Below are 16,195 nucleotides of genomic sequence, written 5' to 3' on the forward strand. Positions count from 1 at the left end.
TAGCCGTACCGCCCATATTGCCGAACCAGCTCGATCATATCTGCGATAAGACGCTCTTCGTCAGAACGCCCCACGGGCATTTTGCGTTGCGTGGATCGGTGTTGTCTTAGAACGCGGCAAGCGCGACGCTCCGAGACATTCAGCTCAGCACGAACACGGTCAATGCAAGCTCGGCGGCGAGCGGGGCTTAAAAGTTTCCCTTTGCTGCCTCCGCCAAGATCAGTTTGTCCAGCGTCAGATCCGATACGGCTCTTCTTAGCCGCTCGTTCTCTTTCTGCAGGCGCTTCAGTTCCTTCAATTGGTCCGTGCCCATTCCACCGTATTTCTTCTTCCAGCGGTAGAATGTTTGTTCAGTCACACCAATCTGGCGGATCGCATCCAGACGCGGCATCCCTTGCCCCGTCAGAACCTCAACCTGCCGTAACTTCGTGACAATCTCTTCCGGCTTTGGTCGCTTGTTGGCCATGTGTCTCCTCCGTTTTCCTAAACATAGCGGAAGACCACTTCAGTGGGGGAGGATCACCTAACCTGACTGACTAATCTATGCTCTCGTAGCTAGCCCAGCCGGATACTGATCGAGTTCTCGCTGGGCTAGCGAATATTTTTTGGTTCGAGTTGGAGAACGAGCTAGCTTAATGTCGTGGTCCTTTCAGGGGAGCAGGTCACAAACTAGCTGATTATACATGCAGCTCGCTGTCCGCATACTGCAATCCAGTTTGCCTTGTAACCAGTGTCATCCAAAAACTCTGAAAACGCGAGCCTCTCATGTTTTTCAAAGTTTGGGTAACAGAAGTATTCATCAAAAACGATGACGCAACCAGGTCGGATCTGCTTCTTCAACGTATCAAAAATTGTCTTCGTCGAGCTGTAGATATCGCAATCAACATGCATAAAGCTCAACGCATCGATTTTCGCTGCATAGTCTGGAAGTGTTTCCGAGAACCACCCTTTATGAAGTTTTACATTGTGCTCAACCTCGGGGAACGAGCCCTTGCGATCAAAGTCAAATGGCTGCCATCCAACCCACTCTTCAGGTAGTCCTTCGAAGCTATCAAAACCGTCGAAAACTACGTCGGGACGTTCTTTTGCGAACAGATTAATTGTACGCCCTGAATACACACCAAATTCAGCATGGGCGCCCTGAAGATCTGCTTTTTCAAGCGTGTATTTCAAAAAATCATCTGTCTCAATGAAAACCATCGCATCAGGCATTTCTTTTTGAACGATCGCTACAGTACGTTCTAAGGCCTTCTCGGATATGGCTTTAAATAGTGCCAGATTACTGTTTGGGGGTGTGTCAAGCCAACCACTTACTTTTGGGGGTGGAGGGGTAACAGGATAAGGTCGGGATGTGTTTTGAGTTATGCTTGACAGTTTTTGGATCGTTACATCCAGTTTCTTTTCAATTTTTCTTAGCCTTCTGAACATGAACTCTTTGTTCCTTCCAAATTCCAAACTACCGCCCGTTAGATTGCATGACTCTAAAGCACTAATTCATGCAAAGAGCTATAGTGTTCCTGTTCATTGCTTAGACAAGTTTGATCCTAGGTTCTTTACGCCCAACCACTTTTGCAGTTGTACAAAAAGTACATCCAGCCGTTTCAAACCAGTCTGGTCGTGTTTCGGGTAGTTTCTGACGTGCAGTCGTCACAAAAAGGGTTTGCGCTTCCGCACCCCCAAAAGCCGGGCACGATGTATGTCCGGTTGGAAAGGTCACAGAAGACAGAAATTCACCATCCGGGCTGTAGCGTGCGACGCGCGCTGAGCCCCATTGGGCAACCCATACGCACCCTTCGATGTCAGTAACAGCCCCATCTGGCTTGTATTCCGGAGTGGTTTCGGTCGCATTAAGATCGACAAAAACAGTTTTCGCTCCAAGCGGCCACCCAGAGTTTGGATCGACGGCCATTTTCCAGATTCTCCGCTCTTTTGTATCAGCATAATAGGCCAGATTGCGGTCTGGATCGAAGCAAATTGCGTTGGGTGTGGTCATCCCCTGTTCCAACACGCGCAACTCGTTTTGGCCGTCGGCGCCCGGCATCCATCGATACAACGCGCCCTGATATAGCTCCCCGGTTTTGCTCATGGTTCCAACCCAAAACCCCCCCCAAGGGTCTGCGCGGCCATCATTCGATCGCGTCGCCATGTTGTCCGCTTCGATTGGACACAACATGATTTCTAAACCCGTCTCAAGGTTGAACCGGCTCAAGCCCGTTTCACTTGCGATCAGAAGACTATCCTGATCAATCCAACCCGCTGCGCTGACATTCCTATCAAATTGCCAAGATAAAACTGTTTCACCATCACGCGACAAAAGTTGGCAGTTTAAGATATCAAACCAATACAGCTGTTGGCGTTCAGGATGCCAGAACGGGCCTTCGCCCAATAAACAGACGCGATCGTCAAATATCTGAGCTGTCTTTTGCATGATATCATAGCCTCAGATCACAGGGTGTCAGGTAAAGTAACTCGAATACAAAGCCAGGCGTCACACACCCAAGTGTTGGAAGAGGTTCTTTAGAGTGTTGTCGTGCACATATTCTATCGCCTGAACAGTGCTGTTTGCGTTGTGACTGGAAACGGCGACATTTTCAAAGCCAAGGAGCGGATGATCAACTGGCAGGGGTTCTTTTTCAAAGACATCCAAAGCGGCAGCTGCAACCTTGCCGCTATTCAGAGCATCGATCAAAGCCTGTTCATCGACAAGACCTCCCCGAGCCACGTTGCATATGATCACCTGGTCGCGGGCTTTCTGCAGCGTTTCCGCATTAATCAGGTGATAGTTCTGAGGCGTTTGGTTGCAACAGAGACAGATCACATCAGCTTGATCCAAAAGGTCAGCGAACGAAATAATCTGAGTCCCATCTGGCGACTCTTTTATGTTTGGGTCATGCGCAACGACAGCCATCCCAAGGCCGCGAGCCCGTTGACCCACTCCTTGTCCAATCGCACCATAGCCTACAATTCCCATTGTCTTGCCAGTCATGCCCGGAAAGCGTCCCTTGGGCCATTCGCCCTTACGTATCATGCGATCAGTACGGGCTAGGCGACGTGTCGCTGCCAAAAGCAAGCCAATTGCATACTCGCTTACCGCATCCCGGAATGCACCTGGGGAGTTGCAGATAGGCACACCCAGACGCTCAGCAGCCATCAGATCGATACTGTCAACTCCAGTACCCCATTTCGAGATCACCTTGAGCCGTGGCAAGCAGGCCAAAAGAACTGCTTCAGTTATCTGGTCATCGCCAGCAAGCCATCCATCAATCTGCCCAGCAAAATCCAGGCACTGAGACTCTGACATAAACTGGTTTACTTTGGGCCAGATTGGGACCAGGCCGTTTTGCTTCAACACCGCATCAAATCGATCTTTTTCATTGATCATCATGATATTGGATACCAGTACCTGCATCGTCAGACCCCTAGACAGTTTTGTGCTTGCTCAGAACACCCAACAGCGCCTCAGCGATATCAAGGTCTTCCTGAGTTTTGATCACATGGCCTGATATTGCCCCGACTGGATAGAATTGAATCTTGCCGTTGTAGGTTCCAATTCGGCCAGCTTCGACCGCATCTACATATGGTTTTGCGCGCCAACCGGTGATCGACCATGTCACACGCTGGGTCGGCACGAGATCCTGCGAGTTGGTCTTTTCAGTAAATGTAAAGTTGATCGGTTGATCCTTGTAGGCGACCTCAATCTGGTCCTCGATACAAGACAACATCACATCTGCATCTGACGCTATAAACGCCTCGGCAAAATCCTTGACCTCGCCTGCTGTCAAAAGCGGTGCGATAGAATGTACCTGGATCAATAGATCACAGTCTACATTTCGCAGAAAATCGTAGACAAATTGTTCGGATGTAGCGACCGAGTTCCCTAACTCTGCCGGACGTTGGTAGAATTTGGCACCATACTCATCGGCGATCTGGGCAAACTCGACATTTTCTGAGTTGACATAAACCGCATCAAAGCAGCCTGCTGCCTTACATTTTTCTATTGCATGCGTGATCAAGGGTTGCCCAGCGAGTGGTGCAAGGTTCTTTTTCTTTAGGCGCTGACTGCCCATGCGGGCCGGGATCATGGCAACTGTTTTCATATTCGTGTCCTGTTCTAGTCCAATACAGGCAGGCTGCGGGCAAAAAGAGATTGGTAGGTGTGAAAAAGCTCCGGCGCGCAGCAGAGGCTTCTTTGGTCCTGATCGAACGCTGCAGCTTCACTCTGTGTCTGGTAGCTACCGTATTGTAGCCCTGCTTCGTTTGCGATCAGCGCACCAGCCATGTCATCCCAAGCTTTAGCTTCGCGACTGGCTACAAGACATACTTTACCTGAAGCCGCATAACATAGGTGAAGCGCCTGACTGCCAAAATTTCGAAGCTTATGTTGAGAAAGTAACTCACCCAACACCTCGGGGCAGGTTTCGGAAAGATCTCTTATCAGGCCCGACGACACGATAGCCAGCTTCGCTTTGTGCGAATGCGGCATCAGCGATGTTCCATTCAGAAAGGCGCCATTGCCTTTCTGTGCGGAAAATGTATCGCCATGTGGGATATCATGTACTGCGGCCAGAATGGGAACACCGTCAATTAACAGAATAACAGCAACGCTGAAAACCGGCAGATTGGCTACAAAATTGACTGTCCCGTCTAGGGGGTCTACCAGCCAAACTGGTCCAGAGTTGCTGTGTGGTTTATAGTCTTCTTCTCCCACCACGGTGGACCCTGGCAGCAAAGCTTGAAGTTCGCGCTCAAGCTTGGCTTGCATCTCGAAATCCAGGCTTGTCACAAGGTCCAACCCATCGTTCCCCTTTGCTCGAACATCCGCCTGTCGAGTAAATACATCGCTCACCCAAACAGGTAAGGCAGAACACAGGCTAGCGCGAAGTTCAGAAGGGAAGGACGCAGCTTCCATAATTAGAATTTACGATTTCTAATCAGGGATTTGTCCATATTTGACATGCGCAAATACTGAGTCAGAATGTGGATGAAGGCCATGTGGATATCTTCTACGATACCGTAGTTATTCGCATTCACATGAGCGTTGATGTCCGCCAGCGATCTTGATCGTCCACCAGAAAATCCTGTGAAGGAAATGGTTTTTAAACCAATCGATTTAGCCGCCTCTAGGGCCTGCACAATGTTCTCGCTGTCACCAGATGAGCTTACCGTCCAGAGTAGGTCGCCGGGGCGGGCCATAGACTGCAACTGATAGGCAAAGACCTGATCATATGAAATGTCATTCGCCAGGGCCGAGTTCATTTCGGTATGCGCCGATAAAGACATAAAACGCGGCATCAGATCAGTATCCGTGCGCACGCATTTTAGGAAATCGCACAACGAATGATTAGCGATACCTGCCGATCCGCCATTTCCGCAGATATAGATAAACTTACCTGCGTTTATCGTATCTGTCAGAGCCAGCGCAACTTCGTCTAGTGCGCTCAGGTTACTCGATTTGGTAGCTTCGGCGAACGTCGCAAAATATGCGCCGGCAAAACCCTCGCATGATTCAAAATCTGTACTGGGGAAATGGTCTTGCATAGATAGTTCATCCTTAGAAGAGGGTGTTCAAGCTTCCAGAACAAATCTCAGAACGCCGGACTTTAGGCTGCGCTGTAACAGAATCTGAAGGTCGCGCAGCCTATTTTTGTCTGCCTCACGGAAAAAACTGGACCAGAATGGCATATCCGCGTTCTCAGTTGTTGTGAAGTATCGATCCAAGATCACCGCATCCAATCGCCCTGGGGTTGAGACTTCGAGCACGTCAAAACCGAGACGCTCGCACAAAAGCTGAAATCCCTTGATCGAAAACACAGTCAGCCGGTCAAGAGGAATGAAGCTAGGAGAGTCCGCACCCAGTATTTCATACTCTAGCCCATCAGCACAGGAACTAGCGATGAAAATGATTGTGCCTGGGGCCACTGATTGCTTGATGGTTTTCATCAGGGCCTCTGGATCAGCCACACGATCAAGTTCAGCAGGAATGAGAACGGCCTTCGGTGCGATCCGAACCAGTTGTTGCCGAATGTGATCAAAATCGATTGTCTCAGGCGTCAGGGGTAGAAACTCCCACCGTCGGTTGTGGCTTAGTCGTTCTGTTGTCTCCGGCCAGTCCAATGCCTGTGACGCAAATCTGATATCAGTCACAACATCGAGCTTTTTCTTCAGACGCGCTTCCGTGAGGCTGACCCAATTCAACAAAGAAGTGAATTCAAATTCTCGGTCCGGGTTCAGCTTCTCATTGTTTTGCGTTTCAATCACTTCAAGCCTTAGAGTGTCCAACACATGCTGTTCCGGCACACGTTGAGCATAAATCGTATTGCATTCCGTACAGCGCAGAGACTCGAGAAGCGTCTGAGAAAAGTTGCGGCTTTTACAAGCTGCAGATCCGCAAGCTGGGCAACTTGTACGGTTAGTCCATATCGCTCTATCGTCCAGCATCAGATCAAGCAGTGCCTTGTTTCGAACAAGGCGGTATCTGGCAGGCTTTTCGCCGGCAATTGAATCGATATCGGGTAAGTGATCAAGAAATACTGGTGTTTGCATGGTCATGAGACCTGATCTGATTGAAAGGCGCGCCCCTTGAGTTCCTGCAACCAATCAGAATCAGCAGCATAGATTTCTTCAACCAATTCCATGACATCCAGCGCTTGCTGCGAAGTGCCGCACTGCAGTGGCTTGCCTTCGACGATTGTATCGTAGAACTCGGCAATCTCTTTGTCCCAGGACCGGTCTTCGGTAAAGCGCAATTCCTGGCTCTCGGGGTTCGGGATAGGGTTACCGCCTTTGTCCAGTCGGTTGAGTGCAACGGTCAAGACTTCGGTTCCATAACTGCCGGAGGCGGAAAGAATACCGTCAACCGAGATAAAACCGTTGCGCAGATAGAGCTCCAGGCGAAACGTATGCTGCCATTGTGTCGCCGAGGAATGGACAGATGCCACCACACCGCTTTGCGTTTTCATTAGTGCAAAAGCGTTGTCTTCAACTGGCGTATCAGTCCAAAAATTACGCTGGACAAAGCTGCGCACATCGCGAAACTTTCCAGCAAACATCAGGAACAGATCAAGCATATGAATGCCTTGATCGATCAAGATTCCTCCACCCGACAAGGCAGGATCATTCCGCCAGTTTTGCGCGTAGTCAGGACCTCCAGCTTTGCCGTAGACACCCCTCATAAAGTAGAGTTCACCCATGGTCCCTGCATCAATCAGCGTTTTGGCTTCTTCAATTGCATCATGCGTACGATGGTTGAAACCGAACTTTAGCACACGGTCCATCGAGGCTTTCTCAGCGGCAATCATACGCTGCACATCGCCTGAATTGCGCCCTGGTGGTTTCTCAGAGAACACGTGCTTGCCTCGGGATAGGGCCTCACAGACGACGTCTGGGATCATGAGATTGGGGACGCTACACACGATGACATCCGGGTTATGATCGTACACCGCCAATGGATCTGTGACCATCGGAATACTTGCAGCAGGATCTATTGCTGTATCACAGGCAACTACGACGTCGAAGCCGCCATGGCGGTTCATCGCCTCGTGGCGAATCCTGCCCATCTTCCCATATCCGATAATGGCCACGCGCAGAGTCATAGTCTGTTTTCTCTTTTCTGGTCAGCATGCTGTCTGCATGACCGTCAGACGGCGCAATAGCCTAGAGTCTCAAGTTCTCGGTAACATAGCTATCACCGTTTTGGGTGCAAGCCGATACTATTCCTCTAGGCCAGAATTCGCGTGCCATTGGATTCTGCATTTTAACAAAACGCTGCCAGCGCTAATGAGAGATAGAGTTTGGTACACATCTTAGGGACTAAAAAAATAGCGCGATGATACTACTAGAGAAACTGGCGCAAGCCAGGGACGAAGGTCGAGCGGCCGACCTGAATAGCGACGATTTACCGACCAAAATCACAAAGGCCTATGAAATAGGTTTGTCGCAAGTCCCCAACGTGGCCGCATGGAAGATCGGAGGAGCCAACCCTTGGTCGCGGAATGTATTCAAAAACACCGAGAGCTTTTTTGGGCCGCTAGGCCAGAACGAAGTCCATTTCGGCGATAATGCTATCCCATTGAATCGGCTGAACGCACCACTCGCCGAGCCCGAAATCATGCTTGAGCTGGCGGTTCCGGATCGATCCGATCAGCAGATCTCATTTTCTCGTATGGGCATTGGCTTTGAAATCCCGGCGAGTGTGCTTCCAGAGGCATTGAAACCAAGCCTTTTTGGCCAGATCGTGGATCGAGCAGGGGCAGGGGCGCTTTGGATAGCGGGCGTTGAAGAATTCAATAAGGCAGCTTTGGAACAGGAGTTCACCTCTGAGGCATCACTGAACAGTAGTCAAATTGTTCAAGGGGGATCGCACAATCTAGTCGGTGGGCCATTGGGGGCGGCGGATGAGTTTTTACGTCTTGCACTTCGCTATGGCGTGTCGCTCAAATCCGGCCAATGGATTGCCACCGGGGGGCTGAGCCCAGCGGTTCCAGTCGGACCCGATGATGTTGTGCGGGTTAAGGCGCGATCATGGGATGTGAGCGTCCGCTTCGAATAGATGTCTGTTTCTTAGTCTCACCTGATGCATTGCCACACCCACTTGAGTGCATAGAGACTTCTTAGTGTTGTCCAGTTTGGGGCAGGGTGTATTCAACCAAAGAACACTCCGGTCCCTTAGAGGGGAACGAGGTATTTTGTACTGATTGAGCTTTTGCCTAGAGCATGAATACGTCATCTTCCAGAAGTGATTGCAAAGCGATCTCGGTGTCTAGCTCCTGCACCACAGCTGAATTCTCTCCGACGACCGAGTCTGATGCGTCTCGGGTTCCCAACAGGTTATACTGATGATCTTCGAAACTGCTGCCCGCGACCAGAGCAATATCTGCTGAAAAGGCAAAGTCATCTTCACTCAATGCGAGTGCAAACGTCTGGGCGAACTCAGGTGCTGGATTCTGATTTGCTGACAGCGACAAAGGGATATTATTTATAACCGGGCCAATATAGGTATCTTCATCAATATCAGCGCCATAGAAGGTCTCGACGGTTTTGACATCGTTGATCAGCGCTCCGCTCAGTTGAGCGCCCTGGCTGTCCAAGACCCATTCAAAATACCTGCCGTCGTCGTGTTTCCAAAGCAGACGGTAACCACCACCGCTTGCTTCGACATGGACGGCACTCCAGCCAGCCAGAGAGTCTGGTCCCATCGCCTCACCCCGAAGAGTAATCTCGGTAGTTCCGTTAATGAGATAGACGCCACGCGTCGACAACTCGAGATTGGTCGATCCGTCTGTTTCGATCGAAGAGGTCGTATGCCCAACAGTCGCATCATTGTTCAGATCGGCATCATAGAACTGTTCAAGATCCACAACGTTGTCGACAAGAGAGCCGCTGATTTGCTCGCCCCGACTATCAAGCACCCATTCGAAATACCGGCCATCGTCATGCTTCCATAGTACGCGATAGCCACCACCAACGGCCTCGGCTTGGACTGCACTCCAGCCCGCCAACGATTCTGGCCCCATGGCTTCACCCCGAAGAGTGATTTCGGTAGCGCCATTGATTAGATAAGTCAGGCCAGGCGAGCCCTGTGTCGAAATCGACAGCGTCGTCGATCCGTCCGCTTCGACTGAAGATGTCGTATGACCCACGCTAGCGTCATCGTTCAGGTCAGCATCATAGAACTGCTCAACGTCGACAACATTGTCGATAGCAGAACCGCTGATTTGCTCACCCTGACTATCAAGCACCCATTCAAAATAGCGCCCATCATCGTGTTTCCAAAGTACACGATATCCGCCGCCATCGGCTTCAGCCTGAACTGCATTCCAGCCAGCCAAAGAACCTGGCCCCATGGCTTCGCCCCGAAGGGTAATTTCGGTAGTTCCGTTGATCAGATAAACACCGCGCGTCGATAGCTCGAGATTGGTCGATCCGTCTGTTTCGATTGCAGATGTCGTATGACCAACAGTGCTGTCATTGTTCAGATCGACACCATAGAACTGTTCAATATCCACAATATTTTCGACTAGCACGCCGCTGATTTGTTCGCCCTGGCCATTTAGAACCCATTCGAAGTAGCGACCATCGTCATGTTTCCACAGAACGCGATATCCGCCGCCATCTGCTTCCGCGTGGATCGCACTCCAGCCCGCCAGAGAACCAGGCCCCATGGCCTCGCCATTCAGGAATATCTCTGTTGTCCCATCGATTAGATACGTTACGCCCGACGACCCCTGAGTCGAAGTCGCCAGCGTGGTTGATCCGGTGCTTTCTACTGAATTAGTGATGTGTCCAATTGTGCCATCATTGTTCAGGTCGAACCCGTAGAACTGCTCAAGGTCGACAACGTTGTCGACGAGCGTGCCGCCAGTTTGTTCACCTTGGCTGTCGAGAATCCATTCGAAGTAGCTTCCATCAACATTTTCCCACAACACGCGATATCCGCCGCCATCGGCTTCGGCATGTATTGCGCTCCAGTCGCTAAGAGAGTCCGGCCCCATCGCTATGTTGTTAAGTTTGATTTGTGTCGAACCATCAATCAGATAAATCGTACCATTAGGGCCTTCTGTCGTCGTTGTAAGCGTGTTGCTACCTGTGTTTTCGACGACACTTGTTGTATGCCCAATTGTACCATCGCCGTTAAAGTCAGCACCATAGTACTCTTCGCTATCCACAATATTCGTGACCAGCGCACCATTGATTTGCGCACCTTGGCTGTCGAGTATCCATTCGAAGAACTCTCCGTCGTCATTCTTCCACATCAGACGGTAACCACCAAAGATCTGCGCTTGAACGTTGATCGCAGTCCAGCCGTCGATAGTGTCTTCACCTACAACATTCCCATTCAGGGTAACGGCGATATTGGTCGTTGGACCTCCAACCAGATAGAAGCCCTGCTCTGCATGTTGAAGGATCGTGCCCGCGGACTCGATTGTCGTGATCTGCGTGGCCGAAGTCAGTTGCGAAAGGTTGTATCGATAGGCACCATTCAGAAACCAAAACAGTTCCACATCATTCATTACAGTGAATGTCTGGCGTGTAAGAACGTTCAGGAACTCGTATTGACCACCGTTGTTCAAGAACAGGTACTTTTCCAAACCGCTGATGAAGCGGACTGTATCTGTGCCAGATCCACCCGAAAACGAGCCAGAGTTGTTGGTCACGATGGCCATGTCATTGCCCGCATCACCGTAGACCGTATCTTCACCTTGGCCATTAGCGACATGAATGACATCATTGCCGCTGCCACCGAAGATCTTGTTGTTGTTGGACCCGTTAGAGGACGAGCGGATGGTATCGTTCCCGCCATTCCCGCTAATGGTGTTCTGCGCAGTGTTGCCAATGATGGTGTCGTTTCCACTACCCGCGATATACTGTTCGATAATCGTATCGCGCATAATCGCCATATTGCCGATCAGCCCATAAACGTTCGAATAGGTCTCTGCGTTCAGGTTGACGTATTGGTTTCTTGTATCATTAGCGAAGTTGACTATGTCCCAGCCACCATCATCGACAATGTTGAAGGCGACGCGGTAGCCGAGGGAAGCGATCTGATCGTAAACTCCGCCAGCATTCGACCCCACGCCATAAGTAGTGTTACTGGTCCTTAGATCGTTGGGCTTGCCGTAAAGCTCCCACATGGCCAGCACATCCGCGATCATCGGAGTGATCACAAGCGCGTCTGACGCGTTTACATTCGGATTCTCGCCTTGAGAAAAATATGACATGACAGAGGCCTGCCAGCTGTCATTTGGGAAGATCGCACTGTTTCCAAAAGTTACACCAGCGCCGTTATAGGGACCGGGGTGGCCAAGCCCTATGGCATGTCCAATTTCGTGCAAGTAGGTCTGAAACGAATATGTGTCGACACCGATCCCGTAGTTTGCGATCCAATTCGTACTTACGTTCACATCAGCATAGGCCATATCGCGCAATGTGCTGCTATTGTACCAGCCATATTGCGAATAAGCCCCACTGAAATCGTCGTAAAATAGAATATCAGGCCTGGAGCTGCTGCTTAGCTGAAAGTCGATCCCTGTGACAGATTCCCAAGTATCCAGTGCCAGTTGAACCATCCATTGGACACTGGGGTCGACACGCGAATAGTTGACCGTGATTGTATTGGAATCCCACTTTCGAGGCCGACTGTCCTCGCCATATACCAAATAGTCGGCGATCTGATTGTGTGCGCTTGCTGACATTCCGCAGTGACCCTTGATAAAATCGAAAATTAATTCTGTTTTCCAATGATTAACTTCTGGACCCTACATGGTCCATTCGCAACAACCAGAATACGGATACGCGTGTACGAGATGTTGCACGCACGCACCGGTTGCTTTGGACTGCCCAGATCAATGCAAATGAGTGGGTCCTAAAGTTGACTAAATTATGACAATATGAGGCGATGCGTCCTGAGGAAAGCTAATCCCCATCACAATCCGCGACGAACCGAAGCAATGCGCAATATTCTGTCGCAAAATAACTATTATGATTGATTTATTCGTTCAGCCTGAGGCCTAGAACGGGTTTAATTCCCGCTCCGACACGCACATTTCGCAGGCTCGTCAGCAAAGTTTAGCCAACCGATTGATGGTTGGCCCGAGAGCACTCAGCCTTGCGCTTCTTCCAGCAAATAGGCCAGCAGGTTCACGATGTCTTCGTCCTTCTTTAGGCCCGGGAATTGCATCTTGTTGCCTGGAACCGTGCCGCGTGGATCGGCAAGGAACCCAGAGAGCGTTTGGATGTCCCATGTGATACCAGAGTCCTTAAGTGCCGCCGAATATTTGAATCCTTCGACCTGTCCTGCCTGCGCCCCCAGAATACCAAACAGTGTCGGACCAACACCGTTGCGCCCTTCTTTCAACTTGTGGCAGGCGCTGCATTTACGAAAGACTTTCTTACCAGCCTTAGCATCTCCGTCCACGGCCACTGCGGCTACCTCGGTTGCAGCCTCGGGTGCCACACTCGCCTGTTCACCCTCCAGTTCGAACATAAGCCGCGCGGTGACAGGGACGGTGCGGGTGATACCTGGCAGCTCGGCCAGTTCCATCAACTTGTCGACCCCGGCATTCACACCAGCATCTTCGGTGCTGATAAAGACCATATCATTGGTTGTAACCAAAACCGACTTTTCCGACAGGCGAGCCACGAACAGTTCAGCGTCAAATTCAACATCTGCACCAGCCAGGGAAAGCACCGCTTCGCTATCAACCGTTGCGGTTTGCCCGACCTCAAGCGCGCTCAATTCGCTTATGTCGATCTCAGCCGTCAATGTCGCAGTGCCCGCTTTGCGGAAGACGTATTCGAACATGCGTTCATTGCGGATATCGATATTGGTCTCGACCGAAGACAGATCAATTTCAATCATTGCCTGGCCGTCTGGGTTAACCGTCCCACTCAGTGAGGTGAAACTGTTGACCTCACCCACGCTGTCTTTCTTGATGCTACCATAAGCGAGGTGCGAGCCGTCTGGAACCAAAGTCCAGCCTTCGGCCAGGGCAGGGCCTGCAATAATTGCCGACGCGATCGTGACCGCATGTATCAGATGTTTCATTTCATTCCTCCTCGGGTTATGCCAGTCCTGAGCGCGCGGGCTCGGTCCGTGAACATGAAACACACACAGGTCGTATTTTATTCGATGGCGGGTGAAATAAGCTCGGAACAGGCGGTCAGAACCGCAGTGCAGACGCATTCCAAACGCGTCTGGCGTTTTGCTTTGGCGCTGTCGGGTGCGTCGGACGTGGCCGATGATCTGGTTCAAGCCACATGCCTGCGCGCGCTTGAGCGTCATCATCAGGTGACATCGCACGATCGACTGGATTCGTGGCTAATGACAATCTGCCGATCAATCTGGTTGAACGAGATCCGATCTCGCGCTGTACGCAAGGCACAGGCGCTGTCGGTAACGCCCGAATCCGAACTGGTTGCAACAGGTCCGGATTCAGAAACGAATATTTTCGCCACTGAAGTGTTTACCCAAGTGATGCAACTGCCAGAAGCGCAGCGGGAAACGGTCATGCTGGTGTTTGTCGAAGGCTACAGCTACCGCGAGGCCGCCGCGTTGCTGGAGGTTCCCATCGGCACAATCATGAGTCGGCTGTCCAGCGCCCGGCAAAAACTGAAAACCGTAATGCAGCAAGATGCGGCAAACGCCGCACAACGGAGTGGCAAATGACGTTTTCCGACGAGACGCTTCTGGCGTATCTGGAAGGCAATTTAGAAGAGGCCGAGGCCCGTCAGATCGAGCAGGCGGTCGAGGCGGACCCAGAGCTTGAACAGCGTGTGATGGCGCTGGACCCGTTTGCCAGTATGGTGCAGGGGGTTTTCGAAGCCATTCCCGCGCAAGCGCCCGAAGTTGTTCTTCCTGAGCTCGCCGCTCAAACCTCCGGGCCTGCTGGTATGGGTTTGACGCGGCTTGCCGCTGTTGCGGCCAGTGTTGCGATTATCGCCGCATCTGCGACCTGGTGGACCATGCGACCCGCACCGTTGGGCTGGGCGCAACAGGCCGCGATTTATCAGTCACTCTATGTGCCCGACACAATCGCTCCGCTGGATGCGTCGACCGAAACTTTGGACAAGCAGTTTGCAATGGCCGAAGAACAACTAGGCCGTTCGTTGAATCGAGATACGTTGGAGGCGTTGCCGGGGCTTGAGTTGAGGCGGGCGCAGGTTTTATCGTTCAAGGGTAAGCCGCTGATCCAGATCGTGTTTGCAGATGAACAAGGGCAACCAGTGGCCTTTTGCGTGATCCGGCAAGGACCTGACGCCGCGAACAAACCAGCCAAATCGGCGGTGCTAAGCGGTTTGGCCACGGTGACATGGGCTCAGGATGGATATGGCTACATGCTTTTGGGCAGCAATCCACAAACCGATCTGACCGGTGAACTGGATGTTCTGTCCCAGACATTTACGGGTTAGAAAAATCCACTTGTGAACCGCCCGAAATGCCCAAAGAATGCGGGCATGAAGTCCAAGTCTGTCATACCGCTGCCCGAGGAAGAGGTCGAAGAGGCCACACCGCCAAGCATCTATGACTCTGATCCATCCGACGAGGATGACCTTTGGTTTCTCCCTCCTGAGGATGAGGACGCAGCAGAGGATTTTCTGCCTCCCGGCCCCCGGCAGGACAATCGGGTTTTGTTCGACCCGCGCGATTGGCGGGCCGCCCAGGCTACACTGTCCGCAGAGTTGGCCGATCTGGCCCTGACCTTTGGCGCGCTGGATGAACGCTTGCGGGCGGGACCCGATGGGTGGACCCACCGTCTGGCATTGATGGACGTCTCGGATCTGGGCTGGTGGACGGGCGACCGGATCGGGGTGGACCGACTAGCCCTGTGGACAGGCTTGCGCATTGGGGCGACCAGCGATGACGCACAAGCCCTGTACCGGGCGGGGTGGGCCGTGCGCCGCCTGACTTCGGGCGCGGGTCCGTCGGTTGGTGGATGGCAGGCCGGGTTAGGCGCATTTCTGGACCGAATGGCGCAGGGGATCGAAGAAGTACCCGAGGCCGTGGCCGATTTGGCCGAGGTCATGGGCAATGTGGAAGGCTTGCATCCGGTGACACAGGCCGCGATTGCCTTTCACGCCTGGCGCGCCGTCTCGGACGGGATCGGACAGGATACCGAAGCTGCGATTATCGCCGCACGCCATGCAGCCTCAATGGGTCGTGGCGGGGCCATGTTCATGCCGCTGGCCTTATCCGGGCCCGGCGCGCTGCGCGGGATGGGCGAACCCGAAGAGAAACTCGCGGCATGGATCACCGGGGCAGGGCAGGCGGCCCTGGCCGCGTTGCTGCATCTCGATCGCGTCAATGCGTGGGAGGTGCGAGCCCGCGAAGCCACAGAAGGTTTATCCGGTCGCACCCCGCCTCTGTTGATTGATGTCCTGACTGCATGGCCTATGGTTTCGGCCCCGTTGGCCGAGGAACTCACAAAAGCGTCGCGTGCTACAGTACAACGCAATATCGACCGGTTCAGTCGTCGCGGCTTGCTGCGCGAAGTGACAGGGCAGGGGCGGTATCGCGTCTGGACAGCGGCTCTGTGATCCAACAGCCACTCCTGCCGGAAAGCGGCCACTGCGCGCCGTGACAAAGACAGTTTCGGTTCTAAGCACGTGGTTGTTACAGCCAAACTAATGTCGCTGAAGTGCTAGGCATATGGGCCAAACCAAACGTAGCCTTACAGTCAAGAAGCACTGTTTTGGGCCA

Annotated in this window: 14 protein-coding genes and 1 pseudogene; 4 read left to right on the plus strand and 11 right to left on the minus strand. The window is 52.1% G+C overall.

Translation table 11 applies throughout. From position 1 onward, the window contains the following. The 9 genes and pseudogenes from ACR0DH_RS06715 to ACR0DH_RS06755 all read right to left on the minus strand — a co-directional run. A pseudogene (locus ACR0DH_RS06715) lies at positions 1-466 on the minus strand (transposase); the annotation flags it as partial. A gap of 203 nt (positions 467-669) precedes the next feature. Continuing rightward, entirely contained in the window at positions 670-1,428 is a 759-nt protein-coding gene (locus tag ACR0DH_RS06720) for a TylF/MycF/NovP-related O-methyltransferase (protein WP_480547922.1), read from the minus strand. A 100-nt stretch (positions 1,429-1,528) separates the two neighbouring features. Further along, complete coding sequence (locus ACR0DH_RS06725) at positions 1,529-2,428, minus strand: SMP-30/gluconolactonase/LRE family protein (protein ID WP_480545504.1); 900 nt, start codon at positions 2,426-2,428, stop codon at positions 1,529-1,531. A gap of 60 nt (positions 2,429-2,488) precedes the next feature. After that, complete coding sequence (locus ACR0DH_RS06730) at positions 2,489-3,409, minus strand: phosphoglycerate dehydrogenase (RefSeq protein WP_480545502.1); 921 nt, start codon at positions 3,407-3,409, stop codon at positions 2,489-2,491. A 10-nt stretch (positions 3,410-3,419) separates the two neighbouring features. Further along, positions 3,420-4,097 (minus strand): acylneuraminate cytidylyltransferase family protein, encoded by a 678-nt coding sequence (locus ACR0DH_RS06735; RefSeq protein WP_480545500.1) that lies wholly within the window; start codon positions 4,095-4,097, stop codon positions 3,420-3,422. Between the two features lie 14 nt (positions 4,098-4,111). Further along, complete coding sequence (locus ACR0DH_RS06740) at positions 4,112-4,909, minus strand: inositol monophosphatase family protein (protein WP_480545498.1); 798 nt, start codon at positions 4,907-4,909, stop codon at positions 4,112-4,114. 2 nt (positions 4,910-4,911) lie between these two features. After that, complete coding sequence (locus ACR0DH_RS06745; RefSeq protein ID WP_480545496.1) at positions 4,912-5,538, minus strand: SIS domain-containing protein; 627 nt, start codon at positions 5,536-5,538, stop codon at positions 4,912-4,914. A 27-nt stretch (positions 5,539-5,565) separates the two neighbouring features. Next, positions 5,566-6,549, minus strand: coding sequence for a class I SAM-dependent methyltransferase (locus tag ACR0DH_RS06750; protein WP_480547923.1), 984 nt, complete (start codon positions 6,547-6,549; stop codon positions 5,566-5,568). Beyond that, the gene (locus ACR0DH_RS06755) at positions 6,546-7,592 is read right to left on the minus strand and encodes a Gfo/Idh/MocA family protein (RefSeq protein ID WP_480545492.1); all 1,047 of its coding nucleotides are present in this window, start codon (positions 7,590-7,592) and stop codon (positions 6,546-6,548) included. The genes ACR0DH_RS06750 and ACR0DH_RS06755 overlap by 4 nt, the downstream gene beginning before the upstream one ends. Before the next feature lie 233 nt (positions 7,593-7,825). Here ACR0DH_RS06755 and ACR0DH_RS06760 point away from each other — a divergent pair, with 233 nt between their 5' ends. Then, a complete protein-coding gene (locus ACR0DH_RS06760) occupies positions 7,826-8,548 on the plus strand; it encodes a hypothetical protein (RefSeq protein ID WP_480547924.1) in 723 nt (240 codons plus the stop codon). A gap of 157 nt (positions 8,549-8,705) precedes the next feature. On the opposite strand, the gene ACR0DH_RS06765 is transcribed toward ACR0DH_RS06760, so the two are convergent. Both ACR0DH_RS06765 and ACR0DH_RS06770 read right to left on the minus strand, forming a co-directional pair. Then, positions 8,706-12,191 carry a M10 family metallopeptidase C-terminal domain-containing protein gene (locus tag ACR0DH_RS06765; protein ID WP_480881635.1) on the minus strand — a complete coding sequence of 1,162 codons (3,486 nt, stop codon included), beginning with the start codon at positions 12,189-12,191 and terminating at the stop codon, positions 8,706-8,708. Between the two features lie 407 nt (positions 12,192-12,598). Further along, on the minus strand, positions 12,599-13,543 hold the full coding sequence (locus tag ACR0DH_RS06770; protein ID WP_480547926.1) for a c-type cytochrome: 945 nt from the start codon (positions 13,541-13,543) through the stop codon (positions 12,599-12,601). A 54-nt stretch (positions 13,544-13,597) separates the two neighbouring features. Here ACR0DH_RS06770 and ACR0DH_RS06775 point away from each other — a divergent pair, with 54 nt between their 5' ends. From ACR0DH_RS06775 to ACR0DH_RS06785, 3 genes are read left to right on the plus strand one after another with little or no spacing between them, the layout of a single operon-like run. Next, positions 13,598-14,164, plus strand: coding sequence for an RNA polymerase sigma factor (locus ACR0DH_RS06775; protein WP_480544112.1), 567 nt, complete (start codon positions 13,598-13,600; stop codon positions 14,162-14,164). Further along, positions 14,161-14,907, plus strand: coding sequence for an anti-sigma factor (locus ACR0DH_RS06780; RefSeq protein WP_480547927.1), 747 nt, complete (start codon positions 14,161-14,163; stop codon positions 14,905-14,907). Before ACR0DH_RS06775 ends, ACR0DH_RS06780 begins: the two co-directional genes overlap by 4 nt. A gap of 45 nt (positions 14,908-14,952) precedes the next feature. Next, positions 14,953-16,032, plus strand: coding sequence for a helix-turn-helix domain-containing protein (locus ACR0DH_RS06785; protein ID WP_480547928.1), 1,080 nt, complete (start codon positions 14,953-14,955; stop codon positions 16,030-16,032). Positions 16,033-16,195 lie beyond the last annotated feature (163 nt).

The sequence above is a fragment of the Ruegeria sp. I1 genome, assembly GCF_056532675.1.

Excerpts from the sequence above, each read along its gene's own strand:
- ACR0DH_RS06725 (WP_480545504.1), bottom strand. The coding sequence starts at position 2,428 with ATGCAAAAGACAGCTCAGATATTTGACGATCGCGTCTGTTTATTGGGC.
- ACR0DH_RS06775 (WP_480544112.1), top strand. The coding sequence starts at position 13,598 with ATGAAACACACACAGGTCGTATTTTATTCGATGGCGGGTGAAATAAGC.
- ACR0DH_RS06755 (WP_480545492.1), bottom strand. The coding sequence starts at position 7,592 with ATGACTCTGCGCGTGGCCATTATCGGATATGGGAAGATGGGCAGGATT.
- ACR0DH_RS06765 (WP_480881635.1), bottom strand. The coding sequence starts at position 12,191 with ATGTCAGCAAGCGCACACAATCAGATCGCCGACTATTTGGTATATGGC.
- ACR0DH_RS06720 (WP_480547922.1), bottom strand. The coding sequence starts at position 1,428 with ATGTTCAGAAGGCTAAGAAAAATTGAAAAGAAACTGGATGTAACGATC.
- ACR0DH_RS06750 (WP_480547923.1), bottom strand. The coding sequence starts at position 6,549 with ATGACCATGCAAACACCAGTATTTCTTGATCACTTACCCGATATCGAT.
- ACR0DH_RS06745 (WP_480545496.1), bottom strand. The coding sequence starts at position 5,538 with ATGCAAGACCATTTCCCCAGTACAGATTTTGAATCATGCGAGGGTTTT.
- ACR0DH_RS06730 (WP_480545502.1), bottom strand. The coding sequence starts at position 3,409 with ATGCAGGTACTGGTATCCAATATCATGATGATCAATGAAAAAGATCGA.
- ACR0DH_RS06740 (WP_480545498.1), bottom strand. The coding sequence starts at position 4,909 with ATGGAAGCTGCGTCCTTCCCTTCTGAACTTCGCGCTAGCCTGTGTTCT.
- ACR0DH_RS06770 (WP_480547926.1), bottom strand. The coding sequence starts at position 13,543 with ATGAAACATCTGATACATGCGGTCACGATCGCGTCGGCAATTATTGCA.
- ACR0DH_RS06760 (WP_480547924.1), top strand. The coding sequence starts at position 7,826 with ATGATACTACTAGAGAAACTGGCGCAAGCCAGGGACGAAGGTCGAGCG.
- ACR0DH_RS06780 (WP_480547927.1), top strand. The coding sequence starts at position 14,161 with ATGACGTTTTCCGACGAGACGCTTCTGGCGTATCTGGAAGGCAATTTA.
- ACR0DH_RS06785 (WP_480547928.1), top strand. The coding sequence starts at position 14,953 with ATGAAGTCCAAGTCTGTCATACCGCTGCCCGAGGAAGAGGTCGAAGAG.
- ACR0DH_RS06735 (WP_480545500.1), bottom strand. The coding sequence starts at position 4,097 with ATGAAAACAGTTGCCATGATCCCGGCCCGCATGGGCAGTCAGCGCCTA.